Raw genomic sequence first — 20,726 nt, 5'->3', positions numbered from 1 at the left:
TCCTAATGCTTCAAATATGAGTACTAAAATTATTGCTGGCTTAGATTTAGGGACTACAAAAGTTGTCTGCATTATAGCGAAAGTAGGTGACAATGAGCGTCCTGATGTTATAGGAATAGGAGTCTCAGAATCTACAGGTTTAAGTAGGGGTATTGTAACAGACATTGAGTTATCAGCTAACTCAATTACAACTGCAATTCGTGATGCAGAGCGTCGGTCAAGTGTTAAACTAAGTGAATTATACACTGTGATTACTGGTGAGCATATAAAGAGCGAGAACTCAAGTGCTGTAATAGATGTTGTAGGTCCTAATAAGGAAATTACTTCCAACGATGTAGACCACGTTATTAAGCAAGCTATTAGTCGTCCCGAGTCTACCGAGACTGCGCGTGAGATTATTCATACTATTACACACGAATTTAGAATTGATGATCAACCCGGAATCACAGCTCCAATTGGAATGATTGGCAATCAGCTCGCTGTTAATGTTTGCATAATAACTGGCGCTTATACTGCTGTCCAAAATATTGCCAAATCAGTTAAGTACGCCGGGTTTGGTGTAAGAGATTTTGTCCTTCAATCTATAGCTTCATCCTATGCTGTCCTACATCCAGATGAACGTGAACTTGGCTGTGTACTTATAAATATTGGAGGTGGAACTACAGATATAGCTATTCTCTACGATGGTAATGTAAGAGAGATATTTAGCATTGGGTTTGGTGGCATTGATGTAACACACGATATTTCAGTCGGTATAGCAACTCCGCTACATAAAGCTGAGGAGTTAAAAACAAAGTATGGAGTTGCTTGTGAAGATATTGCAACCGATGAATCAATAAAAGTCCCAATGATTGGAAGTAGAGGGGAGCAAACGATAAATTGCAATTTTTTGGCTTCAATTATTGAAGCACGGCTTGCTGAAATATTTAATCTTGTCTATAAGAGATTGAAATACTCTGAATATATTGACCTTTTACCGGCTGGTATCGTTTTGACTGGTGGTACAGCTAAGATGCGCGGTATAGAGAAGCTTGCAGAACGTATTTTAGGTATACCTACAAGGATAGGCATTCCCAGTGGGATCAATGGGTATAGCGATTTGATAGCAGACCCAGCCTATAGCACAGCAGTTGGACTTATAATTTATGGGTCACTTAATAAGAATGGTAAAGAAATGGGCAAAATTTATTCAAAAAATTTATTTACTAAAATTGCCAATCGTGTGAAGAAATGGCTACTAGAATGAAAGACTCAGCCTTGACTCGCAAGGACAAGGCAGGTAACATGCGATTCCAATTTGCACCCATTTGTGGGGGCGTATCACAATACACACCTACATTAAAGATTAAGGTGATTGGAGTAGGTGGAGGTGGTTGTAACTTCGTTAATACTATGGTTGAAGCAGGAATTGATGGTGTAGATTTTATTGCTACAAACACCGACATTCAAGCCCTTTCAACCTCACGTGCTCCCTATAGAGTTCAGATTGGTGTAAATTTGACAGGTGGACTCGGTGCTGGTGGTGACCCTAACATAGGAAGGAAGGCAATAGAAGAGAATCGTGCCGAAATAATAGAGATGCTTAAAGGTGCAAATTTAGTTTTCATAACTTGTGGTATGGGGGGCGGCACTGGTACTGGTGCTTCTCCTATAATAGCTCAGCTCGTAAAGGAGTTAGGTGCTTTTGCAATTAGTGTAGTAACAAAGCCGTTTGAGTCTGAAGGCATCCATCGTATGAACCAAGCAATGGAAGGAATATGTGAACTAAAGAAATATACAGATGTAGTCATTGTTATTCCTAACCAAAAATTATTCTCTATGGTAAGGATGGATACTCCCTTTTTAGATGCATTTAGAGTTGTAGACCAAGTATTAGCTCAAATAATACGTGGGATATCAGGAATAATCACTCGCCCCGGGCTTGTCAATGTTGATTTTGCCGACATTCGTGCAGTAATGTCAGAGCCTGGCGATATAATTGTAGGGATAGGCAGGGCAAAAGGAAAGGACAGAGCTATTAATGCAGTGAATCAAGCTATAAACTCACCTTTTATTGATGAGACAGGGATAATGGGAACAAAGGGTATTTTAGTAAATATAATAGGGGGTAAAGACCTCACTATTTGTGAAGTAAACGATATTTTATCAACCATCCAGGAAAAGTCCAACTCTACCGCAAACATTGTATTTGGAGCTTGTTTTGATAATAATATTCAAGAGGATATTGAAATTACTCTAATCGCAACGGGTATAAAATTGGAAAGAAAGGTAGAGGAAAATTTTAAAGTCCCCGCATTTAAAAGGAAGATGAAATCTCTTGGAGGACATCTTAATTCTATAAACCGCAACAATCTCGACCGCTCTTCTCTTCATCATCATCAAAATGGTCTCAAATTGCAAGAGTTTAATTTATTTAAGTCAAAAAAGACTTGCTTTGTTGAATAAATATTTTTGGCACCTTTGATTTTCAACCTCTGATTTGGTTTTAGACAATTTTGACCTTGTCATTCTGAACAAAGTGAAGAATCTCATAAATCGGTGTCAATCAAGGTGCTGCAAGTTTTGTAAAGCGAATTACTCAACAAAGCAAAAAAGACTTGACATAATTTAATTAAGAGGTTAATATATATATATATGAGATACAAGTTTTTGTTAGCATTTGTTTTCTTTGCTACCGTAACTTGGGCGCGGCTTGATCATTTTACTTTCACTCCTATAGATTCTATTCAAACTGCAGGTATTCCTTTCTCTATCCATGTAGAAGCGAGGGACTCTTTGGACCAACTCTACACCCAGTTTGACAATGTCTTTACAGATTTACTCCTTAGACTACCCTATTCTATCAGCTATTCTCCGTATAGCCCGTCCCGTCTCTATTTCTTAAGGGGTATTTGTGACACTAATGTAAGCATTTATATCTCAGACTCAGCTCAACTTTGGATACGCGACCCATGGGGGGTAAATATAACAGGTGAAAGTAACTGGTTCTTTGTAAAAAAGTCTAATTATAAAAGGCTACAGCTTTTATTAGATTGCGAGGAGCCATCCCCTGGTGATTTAGCAAACAGGGGTAGACATTATGTTCAAACACCTGAAGCAACGGCTGGCGAACCTTACAAACTTATAGGAAGGTCAACAGATTTATATTGGAATTCTATAGATTCTTCTATTACTGACAGTTTTTCTATTAGTTCAACAGATAGTTTTGCTGTCTTACCACACGATACTTTTTTAACTGCAGGCATTTGCTCTCTTACAGTTTATCTGCGTACCGCAACGGAGATAAAACTTTTTGTTTCAAACCTATCCGATACCTCAATTTTAGGTGATACCTCCCCCCCTCTTAGAGTCAACCCCGGTCAATATAATAGGCTATTATTAATTGCTCCAGGTGAGCAATCCTGCCCCGGAGAAATCGGCAATGGTAAATCAGGTGCACCTGCAATTCTTTGTTCTGGTCTCTGGTATACTTTTAAAGTTTATGGGACAGATACTTGCTGGAATAAAGTTCATAATGCAGTAGATACAGTACGGCTTGTTGAATATCTATCAGCACCGCCTGATAGTATGAATCCTGTTACTTTACCTCTTACTGATGGAGAGGCAAGTTTTAAAGTTCTGTATAACAGATATGGGAAGAAGGGGCTGCAAGCAATCGGGACAGCTGTTCCTCTGTCGGCTCCTGTTTATTTTGATGTGGGGATAGGGAAATACAGAATTATTGTACCAGATACAATAAAGGCATCCATACCATTTTCTATTACTGTGAGATTTGTTGATACAGATGGTAACATAATTCCAAATGATAGTAAGTTCTATTTAAAGGCAGTTAAAGCATATAAAATAGATTCATTGGCTAAAGGTGCACTTTCACCACCAAATGAACTTTTAACTGCTGGCACTTGTTATATAAATAACGCCTCTTATTCCAGCCCAGTAGACGATACGATAAGGATAGCAATTTGGGATAGTTTAGCACTAGATACCGTATTTTTCTCTTATTCTAACCCAATCCTTGTCTGGCATGGTCCGAGTGAGGAAGACTTAATAATTGCAGACCCTAATCCTTTTGGGCCACCGGAGTATCCTCCACCAACAATAATAAAATTCTACCCAATGGGAGGCGAAATAATAGCAAAGATATACGACCCATTTGCTAACTTAGTTCGTTCATTCTCAGAGAATGAGATAGACAAAAGCGACCCCCATTGCTACAAAATTAAATGGGATGGCAGGAACGACCGTGGTATGAGGGTAGCTAATGGTGTCTATCAATTGTGTATAATAATAACTCAAGAAGCACAGCCTGTAGCAGTATGGAGAGAGAAAATAACAGTAGTATGGTAAAAATGAAGTCTAAAAGTCTAAAAGTAAAGAAGTCCAAAAGTTACAGGTTACAATTTTGCATTTTGCATTTTACATTTTGCATTTTGTTTTCCAATCTTGCCCGTGGGGCTGGTGGTGATGCTGGTCAATATGGAGCATTTCTCACTTACTGGGGCTGTGGGGCAAGGTCGCTTGGGATGGTAGGTGCCTTATCTGGGCTTGCAGATGACGTAGAGGCTGTATATTTCAATCCGGCAGGTCTTGTCCAGTTAAACACTCATGAACTGTCTTTTATGCACTCGGTATTGTTTGCAGGGACTGGTACGAGTTTTGATGCATTAACATATGGATGTCCAGTTTCTGCAAGCTCAGCATTAGGAACTTCTTTACTGCAATTATATACACCAGGAATAGGACTCGGCAAGACAGGAATTAAATATACTGACCGTCAAGTTGGATGGTTACTCAGTTACTCTCGTAAGCTATTTGGTTCTCTTTGTGTAGGTGGCAATGCTAAGATTTTCTATCATTCAATTGCTGAATGGAATGGGTTAGGTTGGGGTATGGATTTTGGCTTTTTACTTTTCCCTAATAGCAAATTTTCTTATGGTCTAAATGTCCAAAATGTGATAAAACCAGGAATTAAACTTGCTTCTCAAAGAGTGACATTTCCAACTGTGTTAAACACGGGGCTCTCATTGAGGCCTTACGGAGACAGGTTTTTGCTTGGTATTGATATGCTATGGTCAGAGTATAGGAAGCCAACTTTTGGATTTGGGCTTGAGTACAAGCCTTTCAGCATTTTGCACTTGAGGGCAGGTGTTAATCAAGCAGTTGCTGGTTTCGGATTTGGGGTATGTAAAGACCAAATAAGATATATAGCGAGAATAGACTATGCTTGTGTCCTTCCGTATTCAACTGGTGGTGGCTTTTTGCCAGCTCATAATCTTTCACTCTCACTTACTTTTGGTGGCTATAGAGCGAGAGCTCGTTCCACAACTATTGCTTTTTCACCAATTTCTGGTGAAGGTGAAAATGTAGCCTGGCTTTATCTTGACATTGCACCCAAGACAAAAGTCAAGAGGTGGCAGGTCCTAATAAAAGATGAGACAGGAACTGTAGTCCGTAAAATTGGTGCCTGGGGTGAGCCTCCTTACCGTATTTCATGGGATGGCAAAGATGACAATGCACTACTTGTTCCAGATGGCAGATATTACTACACCCTCCAAGTAGTAGAGAAAACAGGAAAATCATGGGTAGCCGACGGCTTCCTCTCTACCTTATCTACAGTAGGACCACCGGGAACAGTTATTGTAAAGCCTAAAGGTGAGGCTCCTGAATTTATATTAGAACACCGTGAAGAACAAAAAAAGCAACTACCAGAAAAGAAGTCAGAAAAGGGTGAGTAAGAGATATGTGGTTCGCTTGTGTTCTCCTCATTATATCAGCTATAAAGAGTCCAGTTGATAGTTTGAAATCAGTTGAATCTTTATTTATTCGTGAGCAATACAGAGAAGCTATCAAGGGATATCAAAGTCTAACAAAATTTAAAGATACTGCCCCTGAAGCTCTTTATCGTATAGGAGAATGCTATTATAATCTTGATGAATATGAGAAAGCAATTGATGTTTTTGAGTGCATTCTCAAAGATTACAAGGACTCTTACCTCTGCCCTGAGGCAATTTATTCTTTAGGTATGTGTTGGCTTGTTCTTGGTGATATAAAGGAAGCGAAAAGGTATTTAATTGATGAGATAGACAAATTCCCAGGCTATACAGAAGATAAGCGTATCTTAAATGGTAGGGGTATAGCTCTTTTTGTTGAAGGCAAGTATAAAGATGCCCTCACTTATTTAGAGCCTTTACACACAAAAGAAGGCTTATATTATAAAGCAAAATGTTACTCTGGACTAGGAGCTCCACTAAAGGCGGTTAGCGTTTATAAGGAATTAGTAAATAAATATCCTGGTACACGTCTTTCTGAATATGCTTTTTACTCAATGGGTGATGCCTTATTTGAGAATGGTGACTATACAGGTGCTATAAAGAAGTACGAAGACTTTCTCGCCGAGTATCCATGGACTAAGTTAAAACACTATGCAAGGTATAAGTTAGGTTGTTCTTATTTACACGAATCCAAATATGAGAAAGCACTTGAAAATTTTTATTCTGTGGTTAACTTCAAAGACCCATGGCTTGCCTCTCATGCTTACTATCAAATAGCCAATGTACTTATTAAGCTTGGCAGGGTTGAAGAAGCAATCACATGTTATCAGCATGCAAAATCGGACTATCCTGAAATGCGAGTTGCTGCGCTTGCAAATATAATGTATGGACAAACTTATCTTTTAAGACAGGACACACTTGGGGCACAGATTGCGTTTCAACAGATGGCCTCTATTTATCCAACTGGCAATTTTGCTGGTCTTGGTGATTATTTAGCTGGCACTGCTAACTTTGTTCAAGGTAGATATATAGAAGCAATTGAACACTACCAGCGTGTTTTAAAGTTATTCCCTGGCTCAGAAGTTCTTATTCCATCTTATGCGATGATGCTATTTTGCTACAATCAGTTAGGCAGTTACTCAGATGGAGTAGTGACTGGTGCTTCATTTTACAGAATATTAGATAATAAAGAAGGCATATGGGTAGGTAGGGCAAAACTTTTCTTAGCTGAATTGTATTATTACCTTGGTAAGTACCAGCAAGCCCAGAATTTGTACGATGAGGTCATAAAGTCTTACAAGGCTTTAGAGGGGCCTGCCTACATAGGTAAAGCATGGTGTATACTTGAGGAAGGTAGGACTGATGTAGCTCATGCTATGCTAAAGGAAGCTTATGATAGATGGGGTGCTACTGATAGCTCTCTTGCAATTTCATCCATTTACGGTTGGGGTATAGCTTCATTTAATGGCGGTAATTTTGAAGATGCATATACTGCTTTTCTATTTGGGGTAGGTGAGCTTTATCCTAAATCAAAGCTTGCCGGCAATGCTTACTATCATGGTGGGAAGGCACTTGCATCACTCGGCAAATATGCAAATACAATACAATACTGGGAGAAAGTGCTTTCAGATTATCCAGATTGTGATAACGCACCTCAGGCTGCATTTGAGCTTGCTCGTACATATTATCTCGCAGGAAAGTATGACAATGCAATCAACTATTATAGGATAATACTTAACAGATACCCTGACTCTCCAATTACACGTGAAGCCCAATTTCAGATAGGTGCTACTTATTACACTGCACACCTGTTTCAGGATGCTATACGAGAATTTCAGAAAGTTGTAGATTTATACCCAGAAGATTCACTTGCGGTTCAGGCAAAGAATCAAATAGAGACTTCTTATTATATGTGGGGACAAGAGAATCCAGATGCTTTAAAGCAACTGATTAAGCTCTACCCCGGTTCCACAGTTGCTGCTGATGCCCAATGGCAAATTGCTGCCCAACTCTACAATGATGAAAAATACGAGGAATCTATCCAAGAATTTCAAAAACTTGTAGTAGACTTTCCTGAGTCTGAAAAGGCGGCTGAAGCCCAATATTTTATAATATCAATCTATGGAATTTTAGGTAATTCAGAAAAGAGAATAGAGGAGTGCCAAAAGTTCTTATATTACTTTCCTAAAGACTCAAAAATTGCCGATGTATACTTCCAGTTGGGTGCTACTTACTTTAATCTTACTAAATATAATGAAGCTATAGGAGCATTTGAAAAAATAGTAAATGAATATCCAAATTACAAGAAATATAAGGATGCAGGCTATTATCTTGGTGTTTGCTATAAAAACATAGGCGAAAAAGATAAGGGCGAGAAGTTAATAGAAAAATTTAAAAAAGAGTGACTTTTACTTGACAAGTCTTAATTTTAGAATATATTATAATATGGAGATATTTAAAACTGTAAAATGCAAATTATAGGTATTCCAATATTAAAGCTTGTAATAAACCCATCGATAGCTATTCTCGAATTCCTGGCAGTAGTTGCTATAGTTATAATAATTGAGAGATGGATTAGTTTAAGGAGAGTAAAGTTTGATACCAAAGAATTTATGGAAAGTATAAAAATTGCGCTTGCCAAAGGTGGTGTCAAGAAAGCCCTAAAAGTATGCGAATCTGCGTATCATCCTCTTGCTAATGTGATTGCAAATGGGCTTGCGCATGCAGAACTTGGGCGTGACGATGTTTACGATGCTATTGAGGAAGCACATACAAAAGAACGTGGAATACTTGAGAAAAGGGTAGGTATCCTATCAATAACTGCGTTCATTGCCCCTCTTCTTGGTCTTTTAGGTACAGTAATAGGTATTATTCAAGCATTCTCTGCTATGGCAGCAGCTGGTGGTGCTGACCCTGCAGCTATGTTATCAGGTATTGCTGTAGCTCTCCTTACAACTGCAATTGGGATTATCATTGCAGTACCTGCTGCTATAACATTTGGTATGTTCTCAGGTAGAGTAGATGCACTTAGTTCAGAAATAGAGATAGGTAGTAAAGAACTTGTTATAACACTTTCTGAACACATTTGGAAGACCCAAAAATCTTAATCCCGATAAATTGGGAAAGAAATAATGCTTGGCGTTCCTTTCTTAAAGTTAGTAAGTAGCCCATCAATCATCATCCTCATTGTTATCTCGGTGATCTCTTTAGGAACTATGTTTGAAAGGTCTGTATACTTTGCAAAACTTAAATTAAAGACTTCGTCCTTCTTAAAACGGATAAGGAGCTTAATTCAGAACGGTGAACTAAAAGAAGCTGTGGAGTACTGTAATTCAACAAATCACCCTATAGGAAGGATGACAAAAGATATAATCCAATTTGCTGGCCTGCCAAGGGGTGAAATTTTAAAAGGGATTGAGAAAACGCAATTAAGGGAAAGAGCATCTCTTGAGTCACATGTAGGTGTTCTCTCTATAATTTCCTTCATTGCTCCATTACTTGGGCTATTAGGGACAGTTATAGGTATTGTACACGCTTTTTCATCTATGGCAGCAACTGGTGGTGGCACTCCAACTGCAATGATGGCTGGGATAGCTGTAGCATTATTAACAACTGCAATTGGTATTATTATAGCTGTTCCATCAGCTATAGCATTTGGGTTCTTCTCTGGTAAAGTAGATGCCGTAAAGGATGAGATGAAAATCGTGGGTAGTTCAATATTAAGGGTTTTATCTCAAGCTAATTTAATAGATAAAACTGTATCTGAGAAAATAAGGAGGAAACTTACTATCATCTTAGAGAGACCAAATCCATCTGAAGCCTCAGAAGCACTTGTTCCAGGTATAAATGTAGCACTCCTTATTATTTGCTTTTTTATGATATTTATCCCTAACATGTATCAGACAAATATAACAGTTTCAGCCCCTGCTTTAACAAGAGCACAACCTGAGCAAGACGAAAAGAAGACAGAGCTTAAACTTAATATTCATATTGATAAAGCTGGTATGGTTTATATAAATAATGAAAAGATGCCACCTGATACTGCAATCCAAAACGAGCTTATACGTCAACTATTGCTAAGGAGTATAGACCGTCTATGTGTAATCTCAGCTGATGAAGGTCTTTACCATTACCAAGTGGTTGATATGATAGACCGTGCAACCCAATGTGGAGCTGAGAAAGTCTGTCTTCTAAAACGAAAAACATAACTAAAATGAAGGTCCGTAGAGCAGTGATGAATCTATCACCTTTATGTGATATCTCCTTTACAATTCTGATGACTTTGATGGTCACCATCCCAATAATAGCAATACCCAGTAAAATAAAAGTTGACCTCCCTGAAGCTCGCACAGTTGAGCAGCGTGAGGAGGATAACATAACTGTAACTGTTTCTGCTGAAGGCTTGATTGCAGTTTGTGATATAGATACCACTATTGAGGAAGCAATGAAAATACTTGAATCTAAAATAAAAGCTGAACCTGACAAAATGGTTATCATTCGGGCAGATAAATACGTTCGTCATGGCGTAGTCCTTGACATTTTGAGGGCTGCAAAAGTTTTTGGTGCTAAAAGAGTGGGAATAGCAACAGAACAAAAAGGTAGAAAATAGTGGATAGAAGATATATCATATGCCTGTCAATTGCAGCATTCCTGCATGGAACAGGTATATTCTTTTTCCAATTCCAAAAAGAGCTGCAGGAACGCTCTAAAAGAAAGATATACGGAATAGAATATGTAGAGGAGCGTGAGAAGAAAAAAGAAATAGAGAAAAAAAGAGAAGAAAGAAAAGAGGAAGAACGTAAACTAATAACTCCAAAGGAACCAACAGTAGGGCTAAAGGAAAAATTAAAGGATATGTTTGAAAAGAAAGAGAAACTTGAACAAAAGATATCTGAAGAGGATTTAAAAAAGCTCGCCCAAATAGCACGTCCGTTAGAAGTAGCAAAACCCGAAGAAATAATAGATGTGTCTAAAATGATAGAACTGCACAAAACCCAAGTAGCTATAAATATAGATCAGTACGAGAAGCTCGATATAGGTGAAACTGGTGAGATAGAGGTTTTAAGAATTAGCAAATCACAGAAGACGACGCAAGAAATATTACAAGAAGATAGAATCGTCCTTCCAAGAGCTGCGACTCTGGAAAAGAGAGTAGGAATATGGACTACGCCAGGAACTGCTTTACCTGGTGGTGAGGGCGGCAAAATAGAACTTGAGCGTGCAAAGGCATCCGACATCCGGAAAGAACAGGAAGAGTTTAAGCGTGCCTTCACTGAATCTAAAAAACCTACTTTATTAGAAGAGATAAAACCGGCTGAGAAACCAAAGCCAAAAACTGAAGTTCAGATATCAGGTGAGCTTAAAGACAGAGAACAACTTGAAGCCCCTCTCCCCCATTATCCGGATTGGGCATTACGGCGTGGTATATCTGCTTTTTTACAACTTCAGTTAAAAGTAGGACCTGATGGCAAAATGATAGGAATGGCACTGGTAATATCTACAACAGGTTATCCTGATTGGGATAATCAAGTGATAAACTGGATAAGGGAACGTTGGAAATGGAAAGAGCTCCCTATAACAACATCGGGCTATATCTCTTTTCGTTTTGTAATTGGTTAGATGAGACACTTATTTTTATTAATTTTTACAATAATTATCTGTATGAGTATATCGCTATACATCCATACCGGGTTTGCACAGGAACCAAAAGAGGAAGTCCCACCTCAAGGTAAAGAAGTACATGAAGTGAAGGGCAAATTTATAGGTAAGATATTAGAAAAGAAACCATATATTAAGTTAGAATTTGACCCGTTTGAAGCAGCCACTTCTTATATAAAGAGGGGCGAATATATTTATGACAGACAACTTGAAATAAACTCAAACTTAGCATCAGCTCTTTTTCCTACTTTATCATCTGACCAATTAATAAAGCTCTGGCTTCAGGGTATTGTACGAGATTACATTGCCCTATTTCATCCTATGTATGGTTATGATGTTGTATCTTGGAAACTCTTCATAACAGATGAGATAGGCAACCAGTTCAGGGTTTACGAGTCAAATGGACCACCACCTAAAAATATTTACTGGGATGGTAGAGGTGATGATGGCAAGATGCTGAATCCTGGTATTACTTATTTTTACTCTGCAGAAGCAAAAGACTCACTCGGCAACTTATCACGAGTAGTGGGGCGTACACTTGTTGTAAAGGGTATCTTATACAAAGAAGGTGGTGAATGGATAATTGCATTGAATGGTAACAGAGTGTGGGAGTCTAAGGGCTCCACAAATATAACTGAAGAGGGTGAGCAATTGCTTCAGGAATCGGCAGATATTGTAAAAAAACTTTACACACGTAAAATTACTGTCCAAGTCTATTCAATTGATGAGTCCATTTCAGGTACTCGTGCTAAGGTAATAGCAGATTGGCTACTAAATCGTATAATTGTGCCTAAGAATTCAATTGTTAATGTCTCAGGTTTTACTGACGAAGTCTATAAGAGTTCGTACATAAAAATCATACTTTGAAATTGGGGGTGTAGCTCAGTGGGAGAGCACCTGCTTCGCATGCAGGGGGTCAGGGGTTCAAATCCCCCCGCCTCCATAATAAAATTTACGGGTTCAAATCTTGTTGGCTTCAAAAATGATGTCCAATAAATTAGGGTTTGATAAACCAAACTCTTATATTGTGAAAAAAAATTTTAATAAAAAACTTGACAAAAATGGTTAATTATAATATAGTAACTATACCCAATAATCAGTTTTCCATAAATGGCGAAGACTTTAATCTATACAAATAATTAATTAAATGTAATCCATTATTTAATCCAGTCTATGTATCTGTCATTGATTTGGACTAAAGGATATTACCTTCAGTTAAAACTGGGTAGAAGGTTGGTTTCACTCTGTCTACCTCAATGAAGTTGATAAGCACTGATTCAACTTAATATAGTCATTTAATTCTCGTGTATCAGGTTTTTGTCCTTAAATACAGACCGCAAACCTTTGATGAGGTAATTGGGCAACCTCATATTACACAGACTATTATAAATGGGATAAGAGCTAACCGGATTGCCTCAGCTTACCTATTCGCTGGTCCTAGAGGAGTAGGCAAGACTACTATGGCAAGAATACTTGCAAAAGCGTTAAATTGTGCTCAAGGGCCAACTCCTACGCCCTGCAACTTATGCAAGTCATGCCAATCGATTCGAGACGGTAGGTCGCTTGATGTTTTTGAAATTGATGGTGCATCTAATCGTGGTATTGATGAGATAAGAGAATTAAGAGAAAGAGTGAGGTATGTACCTACTCACAGCCGATATAAAATATATATAATTGATGAAGTACATATGTTAACTGAACCAGCCTTCAATGCGTTACTTAAAACACTTGAGGAACCACCAAAGCATGTGGTTTTTGTATTTGCTACTACTGCTCCGTACAAAATACCATTTACAATCCTTTCACGGTGTCAAAGGTTTAATTTTAGAAAAATTGGTGTGAATGAGATAATTACCCAAATAAATAAAGTAGCCACACTTGAAGGAGTGGAGATTGAAGAGAGTGCCTCTCATTTGATAGCCCAAAAAGTAGACGGCTCATTACGTGATGCATTGGGTATGTTTGACCAACTTATTCCATATGCTCAAGGCAAGATAAAGGAAAAAGATGTGCAAGATGTATTGGGATTGCCTGAAACTACTATTTTCTTTAAACTTGTGGACTCAATTGTTCAAAGAGATTTGTCTTCTATACTTACCTTAGTCCGAACTACAATAGACCGGGGAGTTGCCCCAAAAGAGTTCATTGATGGTCTTATCGATCATCTACGGACTATTTTTCTCATTAAAGTAGGGGCGTATTGCAATACACCCCTACACGAGGAGCCTGAATTTTTAGACCCGTATATAAAACAAGCAAGTCAGTTTGATTCACACCACATTTTGAGAATTATAAAGTTCTTGTTTGATACAGAAAAAGAAATGCGTGGTGTTTTATCTCCAGAAATATATTTAGAGCAGGCTTTAGTAAGAGTTTCAAGTTGTACCCAGGTCTCAATTGATGAAATTTTATCTCATCTTGGTGAGGTATCACCCCGAGCTGCTGAATCTGTCGAGTCTATCCTCCCAGCCGAATCTGCACCCCAAGAACCATCTTTTGAAGCTATATGGAAATCACTTATAAAGAAGATAGAGGAAGAAAATCCTTCCCTTAGTAGTTTTCTTATTCAGGGTACTCCAGTTGGACTCTCAAATGGAGAGCTCCTTGTTACATATAGGAATGAATTTTTCAAAACTAAAGTAGAAGAAAAACTATCGCTCATCGAAAATAAGCTCTCCGAAATTACTAATGAACCCATTCATATCGTATTTGGGTATCATAGTAAACCAGGTAGCTTATTAGACGAGCCAATAGTTCAAAAAGCAATTAAGATATTTAATGCAGAGCCAATAAAACCATAAAAGTGGCAGATTTTGACCAAATATTTAAGAAGATTCAGGAAGCCCAGCATGTAATTACAACTATCCAATCAGAGTTAAAGAGCAAACGAATTGAGGGCTCTGCTGGTGGTGGCCTTGTAAAAATAGTGGTTAATGGGAATCAGGATGTAATTGAAGTTAACATTTCACCTGAACTTATCAAGTTGAAAGACTTGAGATTCCTTGAAGACCTAATAAAGGCTGCATCAAACGATGCTCGTCAAAAGGCACAAGAGGAAGTTCAAGGCTTAATATCCCGATACATCGGGACTGGACTCAATGTTGAAGACTTAAAGACATTATTTTTAAAAAAATGAGGGAGACAATATGAGCGAGATATTTGAGATAAGGTGGCATGGAAGAGGGGGACAAGGTGCAAAGACCGCAGCTCTATTATTTGGTGAAGCTGCTATATCAACTGGCAAGTATTTACAGGCATTCCCAGAATATGGGCCCGAAAGGACGGGTGCACCTGTCCAAGCATTTAATAGGCTATCTGATTCGCCAATTACCATACATTGTGGAATTAAGGAACCTACAGTGGTGGTTGTACTTGACCCTACTTTATTAGATACTCAACCAATCACTGACGGACTAAAACCGGACAGTACCATTCTTGTGAATACTTCCCTATCTCCTACAGAAATTCGAAAGAAGCTCGGTCTAAAGGGGGGGAAGGTATTTACAGTAGATGCTTCCAAAATCTCTCGTGAAACAATTGGTAAAGAACTACCAAATACACCGATGCTTGGCGCTCTGGTAAATGCGACAAAGATTATAGAAGTTGATGCCTTAGTTGAATACACCAAAAAAGAGCTTGAAAAAAAGTTTAGAGGTGACCCTGAAATTGTCAAGGGAAACATTGAATCAATAAAGAGAGCTTACGGGGAGGTGAAAAAGGGATGATAAAAAACTCAAATGTCAAAACTCAAATGTCAAAACTAAGCTGGAAGGAACTTCCTATAGGCACTATAATTACTGAACCGGGTAGTGCCCGTAAATTTAAGACGGGCGACTGGCGGTCTCAAAAACCTATATGGGATAAGGAGAAGTGTAATTCATGTCTATTTTGCTTTATATATTGTCCGGATTCCTCAATTATTGTAGAAAATGGTGAGATGAAGGGAATAGATTTAGATTATTGCAAAGGTTGCGGTATTTGTGCTGTTGAATGTCCGAAAGGGGCAATAAAAATGGAGTTAGAAAGGAGGTAATAATGCCAATCCGTGCTTTAACAGGTAATGAAGCGATGGCTGAAGCTATGCGGCAAATAAACCCGGATGTAGTTGCAGCATATCCTATAACTCCTGCGACTGAGATAGTCCAACTTTTTGCTTCATTTGTTGCCGATGGGCTTGTAGATACAGAATTTGTTCCCACAGAATCTGAGCATTCTGCAATATCAGCTTGTATAGGAGCAGCTGCTGCAGGTGCAAGGACGATGACTTCAACAGCCTCTCAAGGGTTAGCATTGATGCACGAAATTCTATACATTGCTGCAGGGCTGCGTGTTCCAATTGTAATATGTGAAGTAAACCGGTCACTCTCGTCACCTATAAACATACATTGCGACCATTCGGATACAATGGGGTCGAGGGAAGCAGGCTGGATTCAGATTTATGCTGAAGACTCACAAGATGCGTATGATTCTATAATTCAAGCAGTAAGGGTATCAGAAGAAGCTTTCCTACCATGTATGGTTTCTACAGATGGCTTTATCATATCACATTGTATGCAAAGAATAGAAACACTTGAGGATGTAGAGGTACAGAATTTTATTGGTGAACCTCGCTCACCTTATTCTTTATTTAGTAAAAATCCAATAACAGTGGGACCGTTAGATTTGCAAGATTACTTCTTTGAACATAAACGACAAGAGATAGAGGCAATGTATCTATCAAAGCCGGTCATTAAGCGCGTAGCAGAGGAGTTTGCAAAGAGATTTGGTAGAAAATACGGCTTCTTTGAGGCATACAAACTTGATGATGCTGAGATTGTTCTTGTAGCATGTGGCTCAACTTGTGGGACGGCAAGAGTTGTTATTGACAATTTAAGAAAAAACGGAGTAAAAGTGGGTCTTTTAAAGATTCATGTAATGCGTCCATTTCCACAAGATGAATTATCCCGACTTGTCGGGCTTTCTACAGCTAAACTATTGATTGTCCTTGACAGGTCGGATACAATGAGCACGATGGGCGGTCCTATTTATGTAGAACTACGCTCCGCTCTCTACAATAGTCGTACACGACCACTCCTTGTCAATTACATCTACGGACTCGGTGGAAGAGATATAGATGTAGAACAAATTACCAATGTGGTATTAAAAGGCGAAGAGATTAAGAAAACCGGTAAAATAGATAAACCAGTTGATTATATTGGACTGAGAGAATAATGTCATTGCAAGCGTAAGCGAAGCAATCTCATAAATAAGGAGGTTATTAATGCCAAGTTTAAAAGAGCTTTCAAAGAATGCTGGCCTATTTACAGGTGGACATAGAGCATGTGGGGGATGCGGTGGGACAATAATAATAAACCAAACCATCTGTGTAGCGGGTAAGAACACTGTGTTTGTTCTACCTACAGGCTGTATGGAAGTAGTGACTACAATTTATCCATATACTGCATGGAATATTCCATATATGCATGTAGCATTTGAAAATGCGGCTGCTGTAATATCAGGTGTTGAAGCAGCTTACAAGGCTCTAACACGTAAAGGTAAGATAAAAGATAAATGGAACTTCATTGCAATTGGAGGTGATGGTGGAACATATGATATAGGGATACAAGCTCTATCAGGTGCAATTGAGAGATGGCATAGATTTCTATATATTTGCTACGACAACGAAGCCTATATGAACACAGGGATACAACGCTCATCTGCTACCCCTCGCGGTGCACATACAACTACATCACCTGCAGGTACTGTTATACCGGGTAAGCCACAATTCAGAAAGAATTTAACTGAGATTATCGCAGCACACGGTGCACCTTATGTAGCTCAGGCATCTCCATCTCATTGGGCAGATTTTACACGGAAGGTAGAAAAAGCATTAAATACAGATGGCCCTACATTTATAAATGTTCTCTCCCCATGTCCACTTGGATGGAGATTTCCACCGGATATGACAATTGAGATAGCACGGCTTGCAGTAGAGTCTAAATTCTGGCCCCTTTACGAAGTTGAAAATGGCAAATACAAAATAAATCATCGTCCAAGAAAAGAGGTTACAGTCAAGGAATGGATGAAATTACAAGGTAGATTTAGACATCTATTCACCCCAGCAAACCAAAAAATAATAGATGAAATCCAAGCTGAGGTTGATAAAGAGTGGGAAAAACTCTCTCGTTTTGCCTCGTTGAGTCAAGGCGAGGCAGATTAGAGGGGTGTAAATAAATGGATATTGCAGAACTTCAAAATAAATCTATATCTTTGCTCCAAAAAATGGCTCAAAAAATTGGAGTCCAAGATGTAAAAAAACTTGGTAAAGACGAGCTCATTATTGAAATTATGAAGAACGAGATAGAACGAAACGGATTAATGTTTGGAAGCGGTATACTTGAGACTCTTCCTAACGGATATGGATTTATAAGGTCACCTTCCAATGCGTATCTTGCAAGTCCAAAAGATATATATGTTTCTAACACACAAATTAAACGATTCAACCTACGTACAGGTGATACAGTTATGGGAGAAGTGAGACCGCCAAAGAATTCAGAACGCTATCCTGCTCTATTAAAAATTGAGGCAGTTAATTTTGAATCACCAGAATCTTCTAAAAACAGGGTCCCATTTGATGAGCTTACTCCATTGCATCCTACAGAGAAAATAAAACTTGAAAGGAAGGATGAAGACTTATCAATGAGAATTGTTGACCTTCTCGCACCAATAGGTAAGGGACAAAGGGGGTTAATTGTATCTCCACCAAGGGCAGGAAAAACTATTTTATTGCAGAAAATTGCTAATTCTATAACAGAAAACCATCCAGAGATAATTCCTATTATACTACTTGTTGATGAAAGGCCGGAAGAGGTGACAGATACAAGGCGTCATGTTAAAGCAGAAGTTGTATCTTCAACTTTTGATGAGGCTCCGGACCGCCATGTTCAGGTTGCAAATATAGTATTAGAAAAGGCAAAACGATTAGTTGAACAGAAAAAGGATGTTGTCATTTTACTAGACTCCATAACAAGACTTGCAAGGGCACATAATACAGTGCTGCCTCACTCAGGTAGAACACTATCTGGTGGAGTAGATGCAGAAGCTTTGCGAGGTCCTAAAAGATTCTTTGGTGCAGCAAGAAATACAGAAGAGGGCGGGTCTTTAACCATTATTGCTACTGCTCTCATTGAAACAGGGTCAAGAATGGATGAAGTAATCTTTGAAGAATTTAAGGGAACCGGAAATATGGAACTTGTGCTTGACCGTGGGCTTGCAAATAGGGGGATATACCCAGCAATTGACTTGAATAAATCGGGAACAAGAAAGACTGAGCTCTTATTGCCAGAAAATGAACTTAAGAGAATTAACATCTTAAAACGTATATTGCTTGAGATGAACCAAATTGAAGCAATGGAGCTCATGATAGAACGGATATCAAGAACTAAAAACAACCAAGAATTCCTTGAGACAATGAATGAGTAAGGAGGCGAATTATGCGTACTAAAAAATATGCAGGTCTCCAATTTATTGGACTATTTATCCCGATTATTATTGGGATTATTGCATCTGCGACTTTTGGAGCAGAAAAAGAAGGATGGCTTGGAGTCTATATTCAAGAAATTACTTTGCCTATGCAAGTAGCAATTGGGATAGATTACGGAGTTCTTGTAACAGATGTAGTAGAAGAATCGCCCGCTGATAGTGTAGGAATTAAAGCCGGTGATATAATAATGGAGATAGATAATAAAAAGATAGGCAATTTCGATGACCTCAAGCAAATTATATCGGAAAAACCGTGTAAACCTGTTAAAATAAAACTGTTTAGGAAACGAAAAGTGGATGTATTAAATGTGATATTAGGTGAAAGGGAACCTCGTGAATATGAATGGAAATTTTTCTGGCCACCAACAAAAGAATATATGGAAGAAATTCGTGAACTTAGGCGTGAAATAGAGGAATTAAGGAAAAATCTCAAAAGTCTCCTCAAAGAGCTTGGCAAGGAATACAAAGAAATCTCAAAAGAGAGGATAAGAATACAGTATAAGAGAAAAATCACACCTGATAAGTTCTTAAAAGAAGTTATACCTGAAGAGAGAGAAATATAAGTGAGACTTAGAATAAGGGTTAAAGAGATAAATGGGCAGTGTCCAGTTTATAGAGTAAGAGATGAATTCTTTATTGAAGAAGGCTATAAATTAAACTCCCCTATTACTCTATGCATGCATTCACTTACCTCAATTATGCCTTATTATGTTGCACTTTCAAGAGGTACAAACCCACAAGACTTAGGACTATCAACTAACTCATCACACGCTTATATCCAATGTCTTAATCCATGTAAATACACCCGTGGTGGGACTGTAATATTTGAAATAACTTGCGTGTAATCTATTTCAAAACCAAATCCAAAAGGTCTGAAACTTTGGCAGTAGCTACACAAATGACAGTATCTGCCCCACCATAGTAAAGAAATAATGTACCATCAATCACAACTGCACCGCATGTGAAAATAACATTAGAGACATTACCATACTTTTCATAAGGTTCCTTTGGCTCAAGTAGTGGCTCCTTACACCTTTTAATTATCTTCTCAGGATTTTTAATATCTACAAGAGCAAGTCCAAGCCGGTAGTGGAAATCACGGCTTACAGCATGGTATATGAATAGCCACCCCTTATCTGTCTTAATAGGAGGACAGCCAGCACCAAGCTTGAAGTATTCCCAATCCCCTCGTGGACTCATCACTATTTTCAAGCCATCCCACTCTTTTAAATCATCCGAATAAGCGACCCATATATGCGGAGGTATACGATGATACATAACCCACTTACCGCCAATTTTTTCAGGAAAAATACAAGCGTCTTTGTTATCAACTCGCGGGAAAGGGTAAATCCTCTCGCCCCAATTCCATCTATGATTTATAAAATCATTGACTGAAATAGAGGTTATACCTATCTGAATTGCACCAACCCTCCTTGATATGCCAGGAACTAAACCATACGCAGTATAACACATGTAAAATCTATCACCAATCTTAGTAAGCCTCGGATCCTCACACCCAAAGCATTCAAAATCACTAGCAGGGTCACCACAAAAGATAGGCTCAGCTAACCTTTCATCTATATGGAAGCCATCCTTACTTGAGGCATACCCAAATCTTGAGGTACCACCATCTACACCACGTGCTCTGTATACGAGATGAACTTTACCCCCCTCATGCACTGCTGCACAATTATACACCATTCGCGATTCCCATGGATGTTCACTAATAGGCTTGAGAATCGGATTGCCTTCGTATCTTATCAACATGTTCTACCT

General features: G+C 38.5%; 20 protein-coding genes and 1 tRNA gene. 20 read left to right on the top strand and 1 reads right to left on the bottom strand.

What is annotated here, in order from left to right:
- The first annotated feature begins 16 nt into the window (after window positions 1-16).
- From ftsA to QMD71_02545, 20 genes are all read left to right on the top strand, one after another.
- Window positions 17-1,246, top strand: coding sequence for a cell division protein FtsA (ftsA, locus tag QMD71_02640; GenBank protein ID MDI6839744.1), 1,230 nt, complete (start codon window positions 17-19; stop codon window positions 1,244-1,246).
- Window positions 1,243-2,445: a cell division protein FtsZ gene (gene ftsZ, locus QMD71_02635; GenBank protein ID MDI6839743.1), complete on the top strand. Its 1,203-nt coding sequence runs from the start codon at window positions 1,243-1,245 to the stop codon at window positions 2,443-2,445. Before ftsA ends, ftsZ begins: the two co-directional genes overlap by 4 nt.
- A 189-nt stretch (window positions 2,446-2,634) precedes the next feature.
- Entirely contained in the window at window positions 2,635-4,347 is a 1,713-nt protein-coding gene (locus QMD71_02630) for a hypothetical protein (protein MDI6839742.1), read from the top strand.
- Between the two features lie 2 nt (window positions 4,348-4,349).
- A complete protein-coding gene (locus QMD71_02625) occupies window positions 4,350-5,735 on the top strand; it encodes a FlgD immunoglobulin-like domain containing protein (GenBank protein ID MDI6839741.1) in 1,386 nt (461 codons plus the stop codon).
- A gap of 5 nt (window positions 5,736-5,740) precedes the next feature.
- Entirely contained in the window at window positions 5,741-8,176 is a 2,436-nt protein-coding gene (locus QMD71_02620; GenBank protein MDI6839740.1) for a tetratricopeptide repeat protein, read from the top strand.
- A 63-nt stretch (window positions 8,177-8,239) separates the two neighbouring features.
- Entirely contained in the window at window positions 8,240-8,878 is a 639-nt protein-coding gene (locus QMD71_02615; protein ID MDI6839739.1) for a MotA/TolQ/ExbB proton channel family protein, read from the top strand.
- Window positions 8,879-8,986: 108 nt separating this feature from the next.
- Complete coding sequence (locus QMD71_02610; protein MDI6839738.1) at window positions 8,987-9,979, top strand: MotA/TolQ/ExbB proton channel family protein; 993 nt, start codon at window positions 8,987-8,989, stop codon at window positions 9,977-9,979.
- Between the two features lie 5 nt (window positions 9,980-9,984).
- On the top strand, window positions 9,985-10,380 hold the full coding sequence (locus QMD71_02605) for a biopolymer transporter ExbD (GenBank protein MDI6839737.1): 396 nt from the start codon (window positions 9,985-9,987) through the stop codon (window positions 10,378-10,380).
- Window positions 10,380-11,390, top strand: a complete 1,011-nt coding sequence (locus QMD71_02600) for an energy transducer TonB (GenBank protein ID MDI6839736.1) — start codon at window positions 10,380-10,382, stop codon at window positions 11,388-11,390. Before QMD71_02605 ends, QMD71_02600 begins: the two co-directional genes overlap by 1 nt.
- Window positions 11,391-12,296, top strand: coding sequence for a hypothetical protein (locus QMD71_02595; GenBank protein ID MDI6839735.1), 906 nt, complete (start codon window positions 11,391-11,393; stop codon window positions 12,294-12,296).
- Window positions 12,297-12,300: 4 nt separating this feature from the next.
- Window positions 12,301-12,372, top strand: a tRNA-Ala gene (locus tag QMD71_02590).
- A gap of 361 nt (window positions 12,373-12,733) precedes the next feature.
- Entirely contained in the window at window positions 12,734-14,230 is a 1,497-nt protein-coding gene (gene dnaX / locus QMD71_02585; GenBank protein MDI6839734.1) for a DNA polymerase III subunit gamma/tau, read from the top strand.
- A 2-nt stretch (window positions 14,231-14,232) separates the two neighbouring features.
- Window positions 14,233-14,565, top strand: a complete 333-nt coding sequence (locus QMD71_02580) for a YbaB/EbfC family nucleoid-associated protein (GenBank protein MDI6839733.1) — start codon at window positions 14,233-14,235, stop codon at window positions 14,563-14,565.
- Window positions 14,566-14,575: 10 nt separating this feature from the next.
- A complete protein-coding gene (locus tag QMD71_02575) occupies window positions 14,576-15,154 on the top strand; it encodes a 2-oxoacid:acceptor oxidoreductase family protein (protein ID MDI6839732.1) in 579 nt (192 codons plus the stop codon).
- Window positions 15,155-15,180: 26 nt separating this feature from the next.
- Complete coding sequence (gene porD / locus QMD71_02570) at window positions 15,181-15,462, top strand: pyruvate synthase subunit PorD (GenBank protein ID MDI6839731.1); 282 nt, start codon at window positions 15,181-15,183, stop codon at window positions 15,460-15,462.
- A gap of 2 nt (window positions 15,463-15,464) precedes the next feature.
- Window positions 15,465-16,640 (top strand): pyruvate ferredoxin oxidoreductase, encoded by a 1,176-nt coding sequence (porA, locus tag QMD71_02565; GenBank protein MDI6839730.1) that lies wholly within the window; start codon window positions 15,465-15,467, stop codon window positions 16,638-16,640.
- A 49-nt stretch (window positions 16,641-16,689) separates the two neighbouring features.
- Window positions 16,690-17,628 carry a thiamine pyrophosphate-dependent enzyme gene (locus tag QMD71_02560; protein MDI6839729.1) on the top strand — a complete coding sequence of 313 codons (939 nt, stop codon included), beginning with the start codon at window positions 16,690-16,692 and terminating at the stop codon, window positions 17,626-17,628.
- Between the two features lie 14 nt (window positions 17,629-17,642).
- Window positions 17,643-18,890 carry a transcription termination factor Rho gene (gene rho, locus QMD71_02555; GenBank protein ID MDI6839728.1) on the top strand — a complete coding sequence of 416 codons (1,248 nt, stop codon included), beginning with the start codon at window positions 17,643-17,645 and terminating at the stop codon, window positions 18,888-18,890.
- Between the two features lie 11 nt (window positions 18,891-18,901).
- The gene (locus QMD71_02550) at window positions 18,902-19,513 is read left to right on the top strand and encodes a PDZ domain-containing protein (protein MDI6839727.1); all 612 of its coding nucleotides are present in this window, start codon (window positions 18,902-18,904) and stop codon (window positions 19,511-19,513) included.
- Window positions 19,514-19,795, top strand: coding sequence for a TIGR04076 family protein (locus QMD71_02545; GenBank protein MDI6839726.1), 282 nt, complete (start codon window positions 19,514-19,516; stop codon window positions 19,793-19,795).
- A gap of 1 nt (window position 19,796) precedes the next feature.
- Here the strand turns inward: QMD71_02545 and QMD71_02540 are convergent, their stop codons facing one another.
- Complete coding sequence (locus QMD71_02540; protein MDI6839725.1) at window positions 19,797-20,717, bottom strand: glycosidase; 921 nt, start codon at window positions 20,715-20,717, stop codon at window positions 19,797-19,799.
- Between the last annotated feature and the right edge of the window lie 9 nt (window positions 20,718-20,726).

The organism is bacterium (assembly GCA_030018315.1).
In the GTDB taxonomy this organism is placed as follows: domain Bacteria; phylum Hydrothermota; class UBA3073; order JACQXS01; family JAGMCI01; genus JASEGA01.
Note: the sequence above shows the minus strand (reverse complement) of the source record. Positions and strands in the feature narration are given on the sequence as shown.